Here is a 16004-nt window from a genome sequence, read left to right as displayed (position 1 = left end):
CAGGTTCGGGGGAGAACAAAGTGGCAAGACAGGGCAGGCATATGCCGTCGCGGCAAGGCGCGAGCGGTTGTAATTCTGACCTGAGGGCTAGTGGTTATTTCGCGTTAGCAGGAACGGCGAGGGTTCTGCCGTGATCCTCGACCGATACTTTGCCCGCCGGTTCATGCAAAACTTTCTGGTGATCGGCGGCATTTTCCTGACGTTGCTGATTCTAATCGACCTGATCGAACAGGTGCGCCGGTTCGACGACGAAAACCTTTCGTTCGGGCGCTTGCTGCATCTGACCTTGCTGAACACACCGGCTGCGATCAGCGAAATGCTGCCCTTGCTGGTTATCCTTGCAACGATCGCTCTGTTCGTTGGGCTGGCGCGCAGTTCTGAACTTGTTGTTACCCGCGCAATTGGTCGCTCAGGCATACGGTCTTTATTAGCGCCGGTCGCATTGGCCCTATTGATCGGAGCCACGGCCGTAGCTCTGCTGAACCCGATCTCTGCGGCAACATCCGAGGAATACAATCGCCTGTCCGACTCTTACCGCAACAACGGCACGTCAGCGTTTTCGATCAGCAGCGAGGGCTTGTGGCTGCGCCAGGGATCACAGAACGGTCAGTCCGTAATTCACGCCAAAGGTACGTCCAACGGTGAAACACTGAAGCTAAATAACGTGACGATCATCACTTTCTCACAAGAAGGAACCCCGACCCAGCAGGTCTCGGCCGACAACGCCGAGCTGAGGCCGGGCAAATGGGTATTGGACAATGCCAAGGTCTGGTCCCTCGCGGAAGACACAAACCCCGAGAGTAACTCGGTCGTTCACGAACAGCTCGAGGTTCCGACGTCGCTTACACGGCAGCGCATTCTCGACACGCTGGGGCAGCAGGGATCGGTTTCGGTTTATGATCTGCCCGAGCTGATCCGGGATCTGCGCGAGGCCGGGTTTTCAACCAAGCAATATGAAGTCTGGTTGCAAGTGCAACTGGCGCGGCCCTTCTTTCTGGTTTCGATGGTTCTGATCGGCGCGGCCTTCACCATGCGCCATGTAAGATTCGGCGGCACGGGAATTGCGGTTCTGTCTGCAGTTCTTCTGGGATTCGCGATTTATTTCGTGCGCAATTTTGCCCAAATATTAGGGGAAAACGGTCAATTGCCTATTATCGTCGCGGCCTGGGCTCCGCCTTTCGCTGCTATACTGTTGTCGCTTGGTCTCTTGCTTCACGCGGAGGACGGCTGATGCGGTTGCTTCCCAGTCTTCTGTTGTCGGCAGCCATCGCGATCACCTTGCCCGCGACGATCTACGCACAATCCGCAACAGGTGTGAACGCGCCTACGGACGCCACGCAGCAAGAGCAGCCAGCCCTGCTGGTTGCGGACAGGATTTTCATCACGCCCGAACGTGTTCTGGTCGCCGAAGGCAATGTCGAGGCATTTCAGGGCGATGCAAAAATTACCGCCGAACGGGTCACATATGACCGGGACACCGGGCAACTCACCCTAGATGGCCCCGTGCGCATTGATCAGGGCGGCTCTACCACGATTCTGGCGGATTCGGCTGAACTGGACGACGGTATTCAAAACGGCTTGCTGATCGGTGCGCGGATGGTGTTTGACCAACAGGTCCAAGTCGCATCGGTTCAGGCAACGCGCGCAGGTGGCAGATACACACAGTTCAGCAAGGTATCGGCCACGTCATGTCATGTTTGTTCTGATGGCAGACCGCCTTTGTGGCAAATCAGGGCCCGTAAGGTCACCCACGATCAGCTTGAACGACAACTGTATTTCGAGGGCGCACAATTCCGAATTCTGGACCTGCCGGTCTTCTATTTCCCTTATTTGCGTCTGCCTGACCCCACTCTGGACCGGGCGACTGGTTTCCTGGTGCCTTCGATTCGCACAACGTCGCAGTTGGGCACGGGGGTTCAGGTTCCATATTTCTTCAAGCTGGGAGACCACAAAGACCTGACATTGACGCCCTATCTGTCCTCAAAAACTCGGACGCTGGGGTATCGGTATCGTCAGGCGTTCAAGCGTGGCCGACTTCGCTTGTTGGGCGCACATACCCGTGACGATCTTCAGCCCGGAGAGGATCGCGGCTACTTCTTCGCAGATGGCTTTTTCAATCTGAATAACGGCTATCGGTTCACGTTCGATATTAAAACCACGTCCGATGACGCCTACCTGGCCGATTATGGCCTGCCCGATTTCGACCGCCTGCGCAGCGAAGTTGCGCTAGAGCGGATCAAACGCGACACCGCCTTCCGCACCAGCTTTATCCATTACAAAACCTTGCGCGACAGCGAAGATCAGGACGAAATTCCATCTCGTGTATTCGATCTGTACTATCAGAAACGCCACTTCCCGACGTCGATCGGCGGCGAAACACGGCTGAGTTTCATAACACACGCCCATGAACGCACAAGTGACGAGGACGTCGTTGGTCGCGATGTGGCCCGAGCGACCTTTGACGCGGAATGGCTACGCAGTTGGATCTTCACCTCGGGTCTGCGTGCGGACGCACGGTTCGGGGCCTCGATTGACACGTTCAACATCCGCCACGACAGTAATTTCCCTGATCAAGAAACCCGCACCACCCCCCGGGCGGCGTTGACCCTGCGCTATCCCATGGCACGGCGCGAGCAATCCGGGGCTACGCAGGTGCTAGAGCCAATTGCTCAGATCGGTTGGACGCAAGTCTCGACCAATGATGTGCCAATCGACGAAAGTACGTTTCAGGAATTCGATCAGGGCAACTTGCTGTCGCTGTCCCGTTTTCCAGCCCCGGATCGACGCGAAGATGGGGCAACCGGCGTCATTGGTGTCAACTGGGCGCGCTACGGAGCGAACGGACGCCGGGCTTTGGCCACAGTCGGGCAAGTGTTTCGCGCAGATCCCGACCCAGAGTTCAATCTGACATCGGGACTGCAGGGAACATCGTCGGATCTGCTGCTTGCAGGTCAATTGCAAACCGCAAATGGGTGGTCACTTGCAGGCCGCGGCTTGCTGAACGGAGATTTCAGCTTTGCCAAGGCCGAAATGCGCGCTGCCTGGCAACAAGAAACCGTTGGGTTGTCGGGCAGCTATATCTGGCAGGAGCCAGACCCAGACGAGAACGTGGACGATGAAATATCCGAGATTCGATTGGATGGGCGCTATAGGGTCGACCAGAACTGGCTAACGGAAGCCGTCGCCCGTTACGATCTGAGCGAGTCCGAACCCATTCGGTATGGCGTGGGTGTTACGTACCAGAATGAGTGCGTGCAGGTTAACATGACCGTCAGCAGACGTTTTACTTCGTCATCTAGTATTGAGCCTTCCACTGAATTCGGCTTTACGGTAGCCCTGACGGGATACTCCGTTGAAGGTGGTGGCCAAGAGTTCAAGAGAAGATGCAGTTGATTTCAGGTTTCTCCAATCTCATCCGATCCGTTGTGATCAGGCCAGTCGCCTATGTTGCGGTCGTATCGTTGTGTCTGAGCGTGTCGCCGGGCCTGGCCCAGAGCCTGTTTTCCCCAGCCATCAAGGTCAATCAGGATATCGTCACATGGTACGAACTTGAGCAGCGCCAGCAGTTTTTGACCGTTCTTGGTGCGCCCGGAGCGTCAGACGCCGAGGTGCGCCAAGCCCTGATCGACGATCGTCTGCGCAAACAAGCCATGAGCGCGGCTGGGATATCTGCCAGCCCCGAGGCCGTTCAGCTGGGCATTGACGAATTTGCTGCCCGCGGTCGCTTGTCGACGGATGAGTTCCTTCAGCTTCTGTCCGAGGCAGGTGTTTCGCGCGAGACCGTCCGCGATTTTGTGGCCGACCAACTGTCGTGGCGCGACTTCATCAGCGCGAGATTCCTGTCGCAGGCGCGCCCATCAGAAGACGAGGTCAACCGCGCTCTTGGTCAATCGGGCAGTGGCGGGCTGCAAGTTCTGCTGTCCGAAGTCATCATTCCCGTAAATCAGCAAACGGTTGCACAGGTCGAATTGTTGGCTGAAGAGATCGCACTTCTGGAAGGATTCGATGCGTTCTCGGCAGCTGCGACGCAGTATTCTGCGGCAGGTACCCGGACCAACGGGGGGCAGTTGGACTGGCTGAACCTGACCGACCTGCCACCCGCCCTGCAACCGGTGATCATCGGTCTGAAGAATGGCGAAATAACGCAACCCATTTCTTTGCCAAACGCAGTCGCTCTGTTTCAGCTTCGGGGCCTACGCGAACTTGCGTCGGGTACTCCGACCTATTCAAAAATCGACTATGCGATCTACAACCTTCCCGGTGGCCGCAGCGCGGAAACATTGGCCCGTGCTGCCGATCTGCGCGAAGAGGTTGATACTTGCGATGATCTCTATGGCCTTGCAAAAGACCAACCCGAAAACGTTCTGCAACGGATTGAAGCCAGCCCGTCGGAAATCCCTCGCGACGTCGCACTCGAATTGTCGAAGCTGGACTTGAACGAGGTCTCGACGGCGCTGACCGGCAACAATGGTCAGACGCTGAAATTCTTGATGCTGTGCACACGTACTCTGGACCGGGGCGAGGAAACTTCGCGCGCGGATGTCGCCAATGCTCTGACCCAGCAACGTCTGACTGCCTTTGCCGAAAGCCTACTCGAGCAATTGCGTGCGGACGCAACGATCATCGAGCAATGATAGCCCCAATCGCGCTGAGTTGTGGCGATCCCGCAGGCATAGGCCCAGAGATCGCTGCAAAAGCCTGGGCAGAGCTACGCGGAACATGCCCCTTTGTCTACATTGGAGATGCCAACCATCTTCCTGCCGGTACGCCTATTCAGAGGATCACAGATTTTTCTGAGGCGACCGCGATCTGCGCGACGGCCCTGCCTGTGCTGCACCTTGATTTTCCGTCTGCCAACACACCAGGCCAACCCGTTGCGGCAAACGCACCCAGCGTCATCGACGCGATCGAACTCGGCGTATCTATGGTTCAGTCCGGTCGAGCCTCTGCGCTTTGTACGGCACCGATCCATAAAAAGGCCCTGATGGAAGGCGCGGACTTTGCTTACCCCGGACATACCGAGTTTCTCGCAGCCCTCGCAGGACAGCAACGCGTCGTTATGATGCTGGCCAGCGACCAACTTAGGGTGGTGCCCGCCACGATCCACATCCCGCTGTCTCGCGTTCCTGCCGCGCTGACACCAGATCTTTTGCGCGAAACGATCGAGATCACAGCCCAAGGTCTGCGTGCACAATTCGGCATCAGAAAACCTCGCATCAGTGTGGCTGGCCTGAATCCACATGCAGGCGAAGGCGGCAAAATGGGACATGAGGAGCTTGACTGGATCGCGCCACTGATCCAAGCCTTGCCACAAGATGACTACACGGTCACCGGCCCGCATCCTGCCGACACGATGTTTCACGCAGCGGCCCGCGCCAGGTACGACGCAGCAGTTGCGATGTATCACGATCAGGCGCTTATCCCGATAAAGACCCTCGATTTCGACCGGGGCGTGAATGTCACGCTGGGATTGCCGTTCATACGCACCTCGCCGGATCACGGCACGGCGCTGGATATTGCCGGAAAAGGCATTGCCAACCCATCCAGCATGATCGAAGCCCTTAAACTGGCCCAACGCATGGCAAAAAGCGCTTGATCCTTCACCTGGCTAAAAATATCCCCGCCAGAGGCAAAAAAACTGGCGCTTTACCTCAGCCCGCGCCACGGTAATCGGATCATGAGCGCAATCGACACACTCCCCCCCCTGCGCGAGGTCATCGCGGCTCACCAGCTTTCGGCCCGCAAGTCGTTGGGACAGAACTTCCTGCTGGATCTCAACCTGACGGCAAAAATCGCGCGGCAGGCCGGTGATCTCAGTGCCTGTGACGTTCTCGAAATCGGCCCCGGCCCCGGCGGTTTGACCCGTGGGCTTTTATCAGAGGGCGCGCGCAAGGTTGTGGCGGTCGAAAAAGACACGCGCTGTATCGCAGCTTTGAACGAGGTTGCTGCCGCCTACCCCGGACGACTGGAAATCATCAATGGTGACGCGCTGGAAATCGACCCCATGGCGCATCTCACTCCGCCGATTCGAGTTGCAGCCAACTTGCCGTACAACGTCGGTACCGAACTGCTGGTCCGCTGGCTGACCCCTCCGGAGTGGCCGCCATTCTGGCAAAGCCTGACTCTGATGTTTCAGCGCGAAGTGGCCGAGCGTATTGTTGCCCAACCCGGCAGCAAGGCGTATGGCCGATTGGCCATCCTGGCGCAATGGCGGGCGGATGCGCGTATCGCCATGTCTTTACCGCCTGAGGCTTTCACCCCGCCGCCGAAAGTTTCAAGCGCCGTTGTCCACCTGACCGCCTTGCCCGAACCCCGGCACCCCGCGGATGCCGCAACCCTGTCGCGTGTCGTCGCCGCCGCATTCAACCAACGCCGCAAGATGCTGCGCGCTTCGTTGAAGGGGGTCGCTTCCGATATCGAAGACCGCCTATTGGCCGCCGGCATTCAACCAACCGAGCGGGCAGAACAGGTCCCGCTAGAAGCCTTCTGCGCATTGGCGCGCCAAATCCGCGCGGGCTGAAAACAAAAAAGCCCCGGTCACTTGACCAGGGCTTTCCATTCCATATCTAACGCGGCCTACTCGGCCGCCTCAGGTGCATCACCCTTGTCGGCAGTAGCCTCTTCAGCGGCAGGTGCTGGTTTTGGCTTGCGTGCACGCGGTTTGCGGGCAGGCTTTTCTTTCTTTTCGGGAACATCAGCCCCCTTGGCCTCGGGCGTTTCCACCAAACCGGATTCCGGGGCAGCTTCGGCGTTGAAATCCATGACGTCTGGTTGCGGCGCTTCGGCCGGATCGGCCTGTCGGGCCGCTTCACGTTCCTGACGCTCCGCGCGTTCCCGGTCGCGTTCGGCCTGCCGTTCGCGGTTCTGGCGTTCCTGTTCTTCCCGACGTGCCTCCATTTCACGCTGCGCTTCGCTCAGCAAACGCAGGTAATGTTCGGCGTGTTGCTGAAAGTTCTCAGCAGCCACACGGTCGTTGGACAGCTGCGCGTCACGGGCAAGCTGGTTGTACTTGTCAATGATCTGCTGGGGCGTGCCGCGCACTTTGCCTTCCGGCCCCGAGCTGTCAAAGACCCGGTTTACAACGTTGCCGCCAGAAGGACGATTGCGGTTATTCTTGGCCCGCGAGCGGGATTTGGAAGATCTCATCTACTTTCGTCAGCCTTGTCATTCACTGTCGATCACGTCGCGTCTTGCATTGCTCAAAGGCTTTAGCCGGAACGCGATGTCGACTTTTTTGGGCTTGGCGTCAGGGGTGCGCTGCAATAGCGTCAACCTCTCCGACTAATCCTGAGTAAACATGTCCTGCGCGTTCAGACAAGGGTTTTATCCCAAAATTCGCAGCTTTTTTACATCAATCGGCGCTTTTCAGCCTCAGTACGTGTCGTCACTCAGGCATTCTGGCCAAGACAACACGGTCGCGGCCATCCAGATCAGGAATAATCCGAGTCTCTGCCAGCCCAGCCGCCTGAAATAGCGCGGCAACCGCGTGACCCTGCGTCGGGCCGATTTCCACCAGCACCCGACCGCCGGGGACCAGATAATCCGGGACGTCGGCAGCAATGCGACGATAGGCTCCTAGCCCGTCCCCTTCATCCGTCAGCGCCATGCGAGGCTCGTGCTCGCGGACTTCGGGTGACAAATCATTCATCTCTGTCACCGAAATATAGGGCGGATTCGAGACAATAAGGTCAAATTGCCCCTCTATGCTCTCAAACCAATCTGATTGCTGTATCTCGGCTCGGGCTTGGACCTTATGTTGAATCGCATTGGCGCTCGCCTGCAGGCAGGCGGCCTCGCTTAGATCAACTCCAACACCCGAAGCACTTTCGCGTTCGGCCAACAGTGTGATCAGGATACAGCCCGAACCCGTTCCAAGATCCAACAGATGATCAAACGGTGCGCTCAACGCGGCCTCGATCAGAATCTCGGTTTCAGGGCGCGGATCCAGAACATCACGACTTACGCGAAACCTGCGGCCATAAAACTCACGTTCGCCCAGCAGATGCGATACGGGAACGCGAATGGCGCGCAACGAAATAAGCTGATCATAGCGTTCGGCGATCTCGTGCGACAGCTCTTCCGGCGCAATCAGGGTGACCCGGCTGGCTTCGATTCGGGCAGCGTGGGCCAGCAGGACGCGCGCATCACGTGCCGGATCATCGACCCCTGCAGCCCGCAGGCGAGACGTGGCTGCCACCATCGCCTGAGCCGCTGTTTGCAGACCGTTCATAAGGCCATCTCGGCCAGCAGGCGCGCCTGATCATCGGCGGTCAGCGCGTCGATCACTTCATCCAGATCTCCCTGCATCACCTGATCCAGTTTATACAGGGTCAGGTTGATGCGGTGATCGGTCATACGGCCCTGCGGGAAATTATAAGTCCTGATTCGCTCGGAACGATCACCCGAACCGACTTGACTGGCGCGATCTGCCGAACGTTCGCTGTCGATCCTCTGCCTTTCCAGGTCATAGAGACGCGTTTTCAGAACCTGCATCGCAATCTCTCGGTTGCGGTGCTGCGATTTCTCGGAACTGGTCACAACCAGCCCTGTCGGCAAGTGAGTGATCCGCACCGCCGAGTCGGTGGTGTTCACGTGCTGTCCCCCCGCGCCCGAGCTGCGCATCGTGTCGATCCGAATGTCATTCGCGTCGATCTGAATGTCCACATCCTCGGCCTCGGGCAAAACTGCGACCGTCGCAGCCGATGTGTGAATCCGCCCACCGCTTTCGGTTTCGGGCACACGCTGCACCCGGTGGACGCCGGATTCGTATTTCATGCGGGCAAAGACACTGTCACCCTTGATATGGGCCACGACTTCCTTGACCCCACCGAGGTCCGAAGCCTGCTCCTCGATAATCTCGAACCGCCAGCCACGCGCCTCAGCGTAGCGCTGATACATGCGCAATAGATCACCGGCGAATAGCGCGGCTTCATCCCCGCCTGTGCCGGGGCGGATTTCCAACATCGCGGGGCGCGCGTCTGCTGCATCTTTAGGCAAAAGCGCCAGTTGCAGCGCATGTTCGGCCTGTGGGATACGGGCCTGAAGATCGGGGATTTCCTCTTCGGCCAGCTCCTTCATGTCGGGATCAGCCAGCATCGCCTGAGCCTCAGTCAGATCGGCGCGCAACTGCCGCCACGCCATGATCTGGTCGACCACAGGCTTGAGGTCGGAATATTCTTTGGCCAGAGCCGCAATATCCCCGCCCGAGGCACCATCGGACATGGCCGCTTCGAGATACTGGAATCGCTGGGTTATCTGCTCAAGGCGTTCTTCGGGGATCATCCCGGCGGTGTCCCCTAATCTGCGGCTTTGGTCAAGGGCCGAGCTTGTGCTAAGCTACCCGTCATGAAGGGGTTGGTTTTGATTTTATCGCTGTTTGCGGTGCCTGCCATGGCGGACTACGTCGGGCCGGACGGAAAGGTGCGCGACTGCTATTGCACGGATAAGTCAGGCGCGCGCGTGGATCTGGGCCAGATGATCTGCCTGCAAGTCGATGGCCGCATGTTCATGGCGCAGTGCCAAATGTCACTGAACGTACCGATGTGGCGCGAGGTGTCCGAGGGGTGTTTGTCGTCAGGGCTGGAGCGCAGCAAGCCACCCATCAACACGGTCTCGGTTTACCCCAAAATCTGAACGCCCAAAGCGCAGGCGGGCATGGATACGCAGAACCTCGCCGTCTTGCTGAACCGTGGTGTAGTCGGGAAAGCCGATTACTTGGGTACGGGTGACATAAGTGATCATTCCATCTTCGACAGATCCGGCAAGAACGGTGGTGCGCGGTGTGGCTTGTACTAGCACGTCCAGTTTTGCGAGGCCGTCTGGCCCAGTTTCGACCACGCGGATGACCCCACCCTGCATGTCCTCATCCGTAGTACCAGCAACCGCCACATGCCAGCGCGCAGGGTCCGAGGGCGCAAGTCGGATGTAAAATCCAAGTGCGATCACCGCCCCCACGATCAGCCAAAGAACCATCTTCATAATTTATCCCTTTGATTTGAGGGCAAACTAACGGCACGCGCCCCCTCTGCAAGGTTTGACACCCCGTACCGTCACGTCACTCCGGATAAAATGCACAACATTTCAAACAGCAGGTTGGCAGCGGTCAGCGCCGTGTTCCCCGTTGGGTCATAGGGCGGAGACACCTCGACCAGATCGCACCCTGCCACATTCATCCCTCGCAAAGCCTGAATCAGCTGCAACGCTTGTGGGGTGGTCAGACCGGCAATCTCGGGTGTGCCGGTGCCGGGGGCAAAGGATGGGTCGAGACTGTCGATATCGAAGGAAACGTAAACCGGATGCTCTCCTATTTCCTTTCGGATTTGTGCGCCGATCACGGTCAGATTCTGTTGCCACAGTTCCCACGCTGGGAACTGCTTGAATCCCCAGCCCTTGGCCTCGGTGAAGTCCGACGCGGAATAGCCCGAGCCTCGGATACCGACCTGAAAGGTTTTGTCAGGGACGATCAGCCCTTCTTCATAGGCGCGGCGGAAGACGGTGCCGTGAGTTTCCTTTTCACCAAACATCTCATCATTCACGTCAGCATGGGCATCCACATGGACCAGCGCGACCGGCCCATGTTTGGCCGCAATCGCCCGCAAAATCGGCAAGGTGATCGAGTGATCGCCCCCCATCGCAACCGGTGTCACGTTTTGCGCCAGAATTGCGTCATAGCTTTCGCGTATTATTTTCAAACTTTCGGACAACGAAAACGTGTTGATTGCCAGATCGCCGATATCCGCAATCTGAAGGCTGTCGAAGGGCGCGACAAAACTGGCCATGTTGTAGGGCCGTATCATCGCGCTTTCGGCGCGGATCTGTTTCGGACCAAACCGCGTACCCGACCGCCACGAGGTGCCGATATCCATCGGGATGCCCAGAACGGCCACATCCAGCCCCGCCAGAGACTCCGCCTGCGGCAGGCGCATGAACGTATTCGGCCCCGAAAACCGCGCCAGATCATTGCCGCTGATGGGTTGGTTAAACTGTGTCATGCCCGTATCTCTCCCGTCCGACCTTTTGGTTAAGGTGATACCGGAAAGATGGCTAACCAATGGTTAAGGCATGAGCTTGTTCCACCCCAAAAGGCAAATAATCTGGGTCGCTACGTGGGCCCCGGCAATCGCCGTCGCGCCCGATGTGTCATAGGGCGGAGAGACCTCGACCACATCACCGCCCTTGATGTTGATCCCGGCAATGTCACGCAGGATGATCTGCGCTTGGATCGAACTCAGCCCACCCCATACAGGTGTCCCGGTGCCCGGCGCGAACGCCGGGTCCAGACCGTCAATGTCGAAGCTCAGGTAAACGGGGCTGTCGCCCAGAATGCCTTTGATCTTTTGCGCAACAGCGGCAGGGCCGGATTCGTAAACCTCTCGCGCGTCGATGATGTTGACGCCCAAAGTGTCCTCGTTCGTGGTGCGAATACCCACCTGAACCGAGCGTTTCGGGTCCACGATCCCAGATTTTACGGCCTTGTAGAACATTGTCCCGTGGTCGACCCGCGACATATCATCGTCGGCCCATGTGTCCGTATGCGCATCGAATTGCAGCAGCGACATCGGCCCGTACTTTTCGGCATAAGCCTTTAGGATCGGGAAGCTGATATAGTGATCACCACCCAACGCGACCGAGGCCACATTTGCCTTTAGAATCGTGCGGATATGATCCGTCAACGTATCGGGAAAGGCCGGAATATTGGCATAGTCATAGGCCATATCTCCATAATCCACGATGGCCAGCTCGCTGAGCGCATCAAACGGCCAACCATAAGGCGCATCTGGCGACTGCAGTGCGCTCGCCTCGCGGATTGCGCGCGGACCCAGCCTTGTGCCGGGGCGGTTGGTAACGGCCTGATCGAACGGTACGCCCGTCGCGGCGATGTCCACACCTTTTAGGTCCTTGGTGTACAACCGCCGCAGGAATGAGGTCGCCCCGCCAAACGTATTCTCGAACGACAGCCCCTTGAGATCGGGGTTGGTGAATGCCTCATCCACCTGAGTTTTTGCGTCTTCCAGTCCCATGTCTTTTCCTTGTCAGCCCAACGGCTGTGCCTTTTCGACGATCCGCGCAAAGAACGAAGCCCCTACAGGCGCGATTTCGTCGTTGAAGTTGTATTTCGGATGGTGCAGCCCGGCGCCCTCGCCCTGCCCCAGATTCAGATACGCGCCGGGGCGCGCGTTCAGCATGTACGAGAAATCCTCGGCCCCCATGTTGCGGGTCATGTTTTCGACCACCAGCCCTTCGCCCGAGATTTCGCGGGCCACCTCAGCGGCAAATCCGGCCTTGCCGGCATCATTGATGGTGGCGGGATAGTTGACCTCGTAATCCAGCTCGGCCTCAACCCCGTATGAGGCCGCCTGCCCGGCAACGATCTGCGCCATGCGTTCCATCACCATCTTCTGCACCTCCGGGTCAAAGGTGCGCACGGTACCGTTGATATAGGCCGTGTCGGGAATGACGTTGTTAACCGTGCCGGTATGAATTTGGGTGACCGAAACCACCAGATCGTCCAGCGCGTGATGATTGCGGCTGACGATGGTCTGCAGTGCTTGAGCGATGCCACAGGCGGCCATCACCGGATCGCGGGCCTCATGCGGCATGGCGCCATGACCGCCCACGCCCTGAATGTGAACGTGAAACGTATCAACCGCGGCCATGATCGGCCCAGGCGTGGTGTAAAAAGCGCCTTCGGGCAGATTTGGAGCATTGTGCAGCGCATAGACCTGCGCGATGTCGAACCGGTCCATGATGCCTTCCTGAACCATGATATCCGCGCCACCGCCCTCTTCTTCGGCAGGCTGAAAGATCAACGCCACGCGGCCCGCAAAATTCCGTGTCTCAGCCAGATAACGCGCCGCGCCCAGCAGCATCGTGGTATGCCCGTCATGGCCGCAGGCATGCATCTTACCGGGATGTTTCGAGGCATAGTCCACGCCCGTTTCTTCCGGGATCGGCAGCGCATCCATATCGGCACGCAATCCGATCGTCGCCCCCTCGGCCTGCCCATTGATGATTGCGACGATACCGGTTGTAGCGATGCCCTCATGTATTTCATCTACACCAAACTCGCGCAGCCTATCGGCGACAAAAGCTGCCGTTTGGTGGCACTGAAACTCTAATTCAGGGATCGAATGCAGGTGCTGCCGCCATGCGGTCATATCGGCGGCAAAATCGGCAATTCGGTTGACGACGGGCATCTGGGGTGGACTCCTGTAGCGGTCTGCGGAATGGATGCATCTGACACCGGAACGAAAGGGTTCGCAATGGCCGAAAATCCTCTGATCCACGATAGCGATGCTGGCATTGAACGTCTGCTGGAAATCATGCGTCGCCTGCGCGACCCGCAAACCGGCTGCCCATGGGATATCGAACAGGATTTCGCGACTATCGCCCCCTATACGATCGAAGAGGCGTATGAGGTCGCCGACGCCATAGAGCGAAAGGCTTATGACGAGCTGAAGGGAGAGCTGGGCGACCTGCTGTTTCAATCGGTTTTTCACGCGCAAATGGCTGAAGAAGCGGGACATTTCACCTTTCAGGACGTGGTCCGCACCATGTCGGACAAGATGGTCGCGCGTCACCCGCATGTGTTCGGTGACGAATCCCGTGACAAGTCGGCCGAACAGCAGACGCTGGATTGGGAAACGATCAAAGCGGCGGAACGTGCAGGTAAGGAACAGAAAGGCGCGCTGGACGGTGTGGCCGCCAACCTGCCTGCCCTGTTGCGTGCCCATAAGCTGCAAAAACGCGCCGCACGCGTCGGGTTCGACTGGCCCGATGCCAGCCATGTGTTGGCCAAGATCAACGAAGAAGCCGCCGAGCTGGAAGAGGCCCGCGACAGCATGGACCCCGACGCGCTCGAAGATGAATTCGGCGATCTGCTGTTCGTGATCGTCAATCTGGGCCGTCATCTGGGGATCGAGCCCGAGGCCGCACTGCGCCGCACCAACGCCAAGTTCACCCGCCGCTTTGAACAGGTCGAATCCCGCCTGGCCGAACGCGGTAAAACACCCAGCCAAAGCGATCTGGCCGAGATGGACGCCCTATGGGACGAGGTGAAAACCGAAGAACACCGCGCCAATGGCAAACTCCCGCCGGTGGATGTGCCGACCGGGGCCTGAAACCGCTGGACAAGTGCTGTGACACTTGCGAGTGTCCGCGCCTCAGCCCCCTCGGAGACCTCCATGCAGCGCAAAATCATTATCGACACCGACCCCGGTCAGGACGACGCCGTCGCCATCCTGTTGGCGCTGGCCAGCCCGGATGAGATCGACGTGCTGGGCATCACCGCTGTCGCCGGAAACGTGCCGCTTGAGCTGACCGCCAAGAACGCGCGCATCGTCTGCGAACTGGCCGGCCACACGGACGTGCCGGTTTATGCAGGTTGTGATCGGCCGCTGAACCGCCTTTTGGTCACGGCCGAGCACGTGCACGGTAAAACCGGCCTGGACGGTCCCGTTCTGCCCGATCCGCAAATGCCGCTGGCCCAAGGGCACGCGGTCGATTTTATCATCGACACCCTGCGCGCGCAGGAATCGGGCACGGTGACACTGTGCCCGCTGGGCCCCCTCACCAATATCGCGACGGCTTTCACCAAGGCCCCTGATATCGTCGACCGCATACAGGAAATCGTCCTGATGGGCGGAGCGTATTTTGAGGTCGGCAACATCACTCCGGCGGCGGAATTCAATATCTATGTCGATCCAGAAGCCGCTGATATCGTGTTCAAATCCGGCGCGCCCATCGTGGTTATGCCACTGGACGTAACCCATGACGCGCTGGTCACGCCGCATCGCAACGACGCCTTCCGCGCATTGGACACCAAGGTCGGACACGCGGTGGCCGAGATGACTGATTTCTTCGAACGGTTCGACAAGGAAAAATACGGATCAGAGGGCGCCCCCCTGCATGATCCCTGCGTCACCGCCTATCTGATCCGCCCCGAGCTGTTCTCGGGTCGCCTTATCAATGTCGAGATCGAAACCCAATCGGAGCTGACACTGGGGATGACCGTAGCCGATTGGTGGCGCGTCACCGATCGCCCTGCGAACGCCATGTTCATGGGTGACGTCGACGCGCAGGGGTTCTTTGACCTGCTCACCGAAAGGCTGGCAAGACTATGAGCGCAGCATTGAAACTCGCCCGCCCCGAGGATTTGGACAGGTTGATCGGTCTCGTCTCGGCATTCCACGCCGAAGCTGGCATCGACCAAGATACCGATCACAGGCGCGCAGCACTGGCTCCGCTGCTTGAGGGCATTCCACATGGCTGCGTCTACCTGATTGGCCCTGCCCGCGCGCCGCTTGGCTACGTCATACTGACCTTCGGCTGGTCAATCGAGTTCGGCGGCATGGATGCCTTCATCGACGAGATTTACATCCGCCCCGCAGTCCGCGGGCGCGGCATCGCCACAGAAGTCCTGTTAGATTTGCCGAAAGCCCTGGCCGGAGCCGGGCTAACCGCTTTCCATCTTGAGGTCGACCGCACCAACGAAACCGCGCAGAGATTATATCTGCGCACTGGCTTCAAACCGCGCGATCGGTATGTTTTGATGAGCAAAAAGCTCTGATAGCAGTAGTTTGTTCAGCCCCCCGGAGAACGCGCCTTAGCGCATTTCACCGCTGTACATATAGGTGGGGGAATCCATGTTCTTCACGGGGTCGGAAGTCGAGACTGACTGACCTGAAATTGGGTACACTCCGGGCGCCGAACAGGCCGCCATGAAAACAGTACCGATCAACGAAACCGCGAGAAGGAATTTCGAACCTGACATGGTATTCTCCTTTTCTGTAGTTCCTCCAAGATACTTGGCGGCAGGGTCTCGCTTATAGGTAAAAGTTCACACATAATTGGGGTTATGGCCTCAGCCTTCTGCCAAGGGATTAGAATCGAAGCACAATTTTTCCAGAAATAATTGAAGAATCTTTACCTAGCGTCACCTGACTGCAATTTTTAGGCGAACAAGAACGGCCCGGCAGCGTACTTCGGTCGTGCGACTAAAGGCA

Annotated in this window: 16 protein-coding genes; 9 read left to right on the top strand and 7 right to left on the bottom strand. The window is 58.3% G+C overall.

Features of this window, described 5'->3' with window-relative positions; all coding sequences use genetic code 11:
• Window positions 1-130 precede the first annotated feature (130 nt).
• From lptG to rsmA, 5 genes are all read left to right on the top strand, one after another.
• Complete coding sequence (lptG, locus tag ACR3EG_RS08950) at window positions 131-1231, top strand: LPS export ABC transporter permease LptG (protein WP_480495015.1); 1101 nt, start codon at window positions 131-133, stop codon at window positions 1229-1231.
• Complete coding sequence (locus ACR3EG_RS08945; RefSeq protein WP_480495013.1) at window positions 1231-3393, top strand: LPS-assembly protein LptD; 2163 nt, start codon at window positions 1231-1233, stop codon at window positions 3391-3393. Before lptG ends, ACR3EG_RS08945 begins: the two co-directional genes overlap by 1 nt.
• Window positions 3384-4634: a peptidylprolyl isomerase gene (locus ACR3EG_RS08940; protein ID WP_480495011.1), complete on the top strand. Its 1251-nt coding sequence runs from the start codon at window positions 3384-3386 to the stop codon at window positions 4632-4634. Before ACR3EG_RS08945 ends, ACR3EG_RS08940 begins: the two co-directional genes overlap by 10 nt.
• Complete coding sequence (gene pdxA / locus ACR3EG_RS08935) at window positions 4631-5596, top strand: 4-hydroxythreonine-4-phosphate dehydrogenase PdxA (RefSeq protein ID WP_480495009.1); 966 nt, start codon at window positions 4631-4633, stop codon at window positions 5594-5596. Before ACR3EG_RS08940 ends, pdxA begins: the two co-directional genes overlap by 4 nt.
• A gap of 81 nt (window positions 5597-5677) precedes the next feature.
• A complete protein-coding gene (gene rsmA / locus ACR3EG_RS08930) occupies window positions 5678-6520 on the top strand; it encodes a 16S rRNA (adenine(1518)-N(6)/adenine(1519)-N(6))-dimethyltransferase RsmA (protein WP_480495007.1) in 843 nt (280 codons plus the stop codon).
• A 56-nt stretch (window positions 6521-6576) separates the two neighbouring features.
• Here the strand turns inward: rsmA and ACR3EG_RS08925 are convergent, their stop codons facing one another.
• The 3 genes from ACR3EG_RS08925 to prfA form a co-directional block, all read right to left on the bottom strand.
• Complete coding sequence (locus tag ACR3EG_RS08925; RefSeq protein ID WP_480495006.1) at window positions 6577-7146, bottom strand: DUF4167 domain-containing protein; 570 nt, start codon at window positions 7144-7146, stop codon at window positions 6577-6579.
• 238 nt (window positions 7147-7384) lie between these two features.
• Window positions 7385-8230 carry a peptide chain release factor N(5)-glutamine methyltransferase gene (gene prmC, locus ACR3EG_RS08920; RefSeq protein WP_480495004.1) on the bottom strand — a complete coding sequence of 282 codons (846 nt, stop codon included), beginning with the start codon at window positions 8228-8230 and terminating at the stop codon, window positions 7385-7387.
• A complete protein-coding gene (gene prfA, locus ACR3EG_RS08915) occupies window positions 8227-9282 on the bottom strand; it encodes a peptide chain release factor 1 (protein ID WP_480495002.1) in 1056 nt (351 codons plus the stop codon). Before prfA ends, prmC begins: the two co-directional genes overlap by 4 nt.
• A gap of 63 nt (window positions 9283-9345) precedes the next feature.
• On the opposite strand from prfA, the gene ACR3EG_RS08910 reads away from it, so the two are divergent.
• Window positions 9346-9633: a hypothetical protein gene (locus ACR3EG_RS08910; RefSeq protein WP_480495000.1), complete on the top strand. Its 288-nt coding sequence runs from the start codon at window positions 9346-9348 to the stop codon at window positions 9631-9633.
• On the opposite strand, the gene ACR3EG_RS08905 is transcribed toward ACR3EG_RS08910, so the two are convergent.
• The 4 genes from ACR3EG_RS08905 to ACR3EG_RS08890 form a co-directional block, all read right to left on the bottom strand.
• Complete coding sequence (locus ACR3EG_RS08905) at window positions 9574-9978, bottom strand: DUF1499 domain-containing protein (protein ID WP_480494998.1); 405 nt, start codon at window positions 9976-9978, stop codon at window positions 9574-9576. The genes ACR3EG_RS08910 and ACR3EG_RS08905 overlap by 60 nt on opposite strands.
• Before the next feature lie 71 nt (window positions 9979-10049).
• A complete protein-coding gene (gene speB, locus ACR3EG_RS08900; protein WP_480494996.1) occupies window positions 10050-10991 on the bottom strand; it encodes an agmatinase in 942 nt (313 codons plus the stop codon).
• A 63-nt stretch (window positions 10992-11054) separates the two neighbouring features.
• Window positions 11055-12020, bottom strand: a complete 966-nt coding sequence (speB, locus tag ACR3EG_RS08895) for an agmatinase (protein ID WP_480494994.1) — start codon at window positions 12018-12020, stop codon at window positions 11055-11057.
• Between the two features lie 12 nt (window positions 12021-12032).
• Window positions 12033-13196 (bottom strand): M20 aminoacylase family protein, encoded by a 1164-nt coding sequence (locus ACR3EG_RS08890; protein WP_480494992.1) that lies wholly within the window; start codon window positions 13194-13196, stop codon window positions 12033-12035.
• Window positions 13197-13262: 66 nt separating this feature from the next.
• Between ACR3EG_RS08890 and mazG the strand changes: the two genes are divergently transcribed.
• From mazG to ACR3EG_RS08875, 3 genes are all read left to right on the top strand, one after another.
• Window positions 13263-14120 (top strand): nucleoside triphosphate pyrophosphohydrolase, encoded by an 858-nt coding sequence (mazG, locus tag ACR3EG_RS08885; RefSeq protein ID WP_480494990.1) that lies wholly within the window; start codon window positions 13263-13265, stop codon window positions 14118-14120.
• 63 nt (window positions 14121-14183) lie between these two features.
• Window positions 14184-15122 (top strand): nucleoside hydrolase, encoded by a 939-nt coding sequence (locus ACR3EG_RS08880; protein ID WP_480494988.1) that lies wholly within the window; start codon window positions 14184-14186, stop codon window positions 15120-15122.
• Entirely contained in the window at window positions 15119-15568 is a 450-nt protein-coding gene (locus ACR3EG_RS08875) for a GNAT family N-acetyltransferase (RefSeq protein ID WP_480494986.1), read from the top strand. The genes ACR3EG_RS08880 and ACR3EG_RS08875 overlap by 4 nt, the downstream gene beginning before the upstream one ends.
• The last annotated feature ends 436 nt before the right edge of the window (window positions 15569-16004 follow it).

The sequence above is a fragment of the Ruegeria sp. AM7 genome (assembly GCF_056535965.1).
The sequence above is the reverse complement of the archived record's forward strand: the minus strand, read 5'-3'. Positions and strand labels throughout refer to the sequence as shown.

Coding starts and splice junctions, on each gene's coding strand:
- speB (WP_480494996.1), bottom strand. CDS start 10,991: ATGACACAGTTTAACCAACCCATCAGCGGCAATGATCTGGCGCGGTTT.
- mazG (WP_480494990.1), top strand. CDS start 13,263: ATGGCCGAAAATCCTCTGATCCACGATAGCGATGCTGGCATTGAACGT.
- ACR3EG_RS08925 (WP_480495006.1), bottom strand. CDS start 7,146: ATGAGATCTTCCAAATCCCGCTCGCGGGCCAAGAATAACCGCAATCGT.
- prfA (WP_480495002.1), bottom strand. CDS start 9,282: ATGATCCCCGAAGAACGCCTTGAGCAGATAACCCAGCGATTCCAGTAT.
- ACR3EG_RS08945 (WP_480495013.1), top strand. CDS start 1,231: ATGCGGTTGCTTCCCAGTCTTCTGTTGTCGGCAGCCATCGCGATCACC.
- prmC (WP_480495004.1), bottom strand. CDS start 8,230: ATGAACGGTCTGCAAACAGCGGCTCAGGCGATGGTGGCAGCCACGTCT.
- ACR3EG_RS08880 (WP_480494988.1), top strand. CDS start 14,184: ATGCAGCGCAAAATCATTATCGACACCGACCCCGGTCAGGACGACGCC.
- ACR3EG_RS08910 (WP_480495000.1), top strand. CDS start 9,346: ATGAAGGGGTTGGTTTTGATTTTATCGCTGTTTGCGGTGCCTGCCATG.
- ACR3EG_RS08940 (WP_480495011.1), top strand. CDS start 3,384: ATGCAGTTGATTTCAGGTTTCTCCAATCTCATCCGATCCGTTGTGATC.
- pdxA (WP_480495009.1), top strand. CDS start 4,631: ATGATAGCCCCAATCGCGCTGAGTTGTGGCGATCCCGCAGGCATAGGC.
- rsmA (WP_480495007.1), top strand. CDS start 5,678: ATGAGCGCAATCGACACACTCCCCCCCCTGCGCGAGGTCATCGCGGCT.
- speB (WP_480494994.1), bottom strand. CDS start 12,020: ATGGGACTGGAAGACGCAAAAACTCAGGTGGATGAGGCATTCACCAAC.
- ACR3EG_RS08875 (WP_480494986.1), top strand. CDS start 15,119: ATGAGCGCAGCATTGAAACTCGCCCGCCCCGAGGATTTGGACAGGTTG.
- ACR3EG_RS08905 (WP_480494998.1), bottom strand. CDS start 9,978: ATGAAGATGGTTCTTTGGCTGATCGTGGGGGCGGTGATCGCACTTGGA.
- ACR3EG_RS08890 (WP_480494992.1), bottom strand. CDS start 13,196: ATGCCCGTCGTCAACCGAATTGCCGATTTTGCCGCCGATATGACCGCA.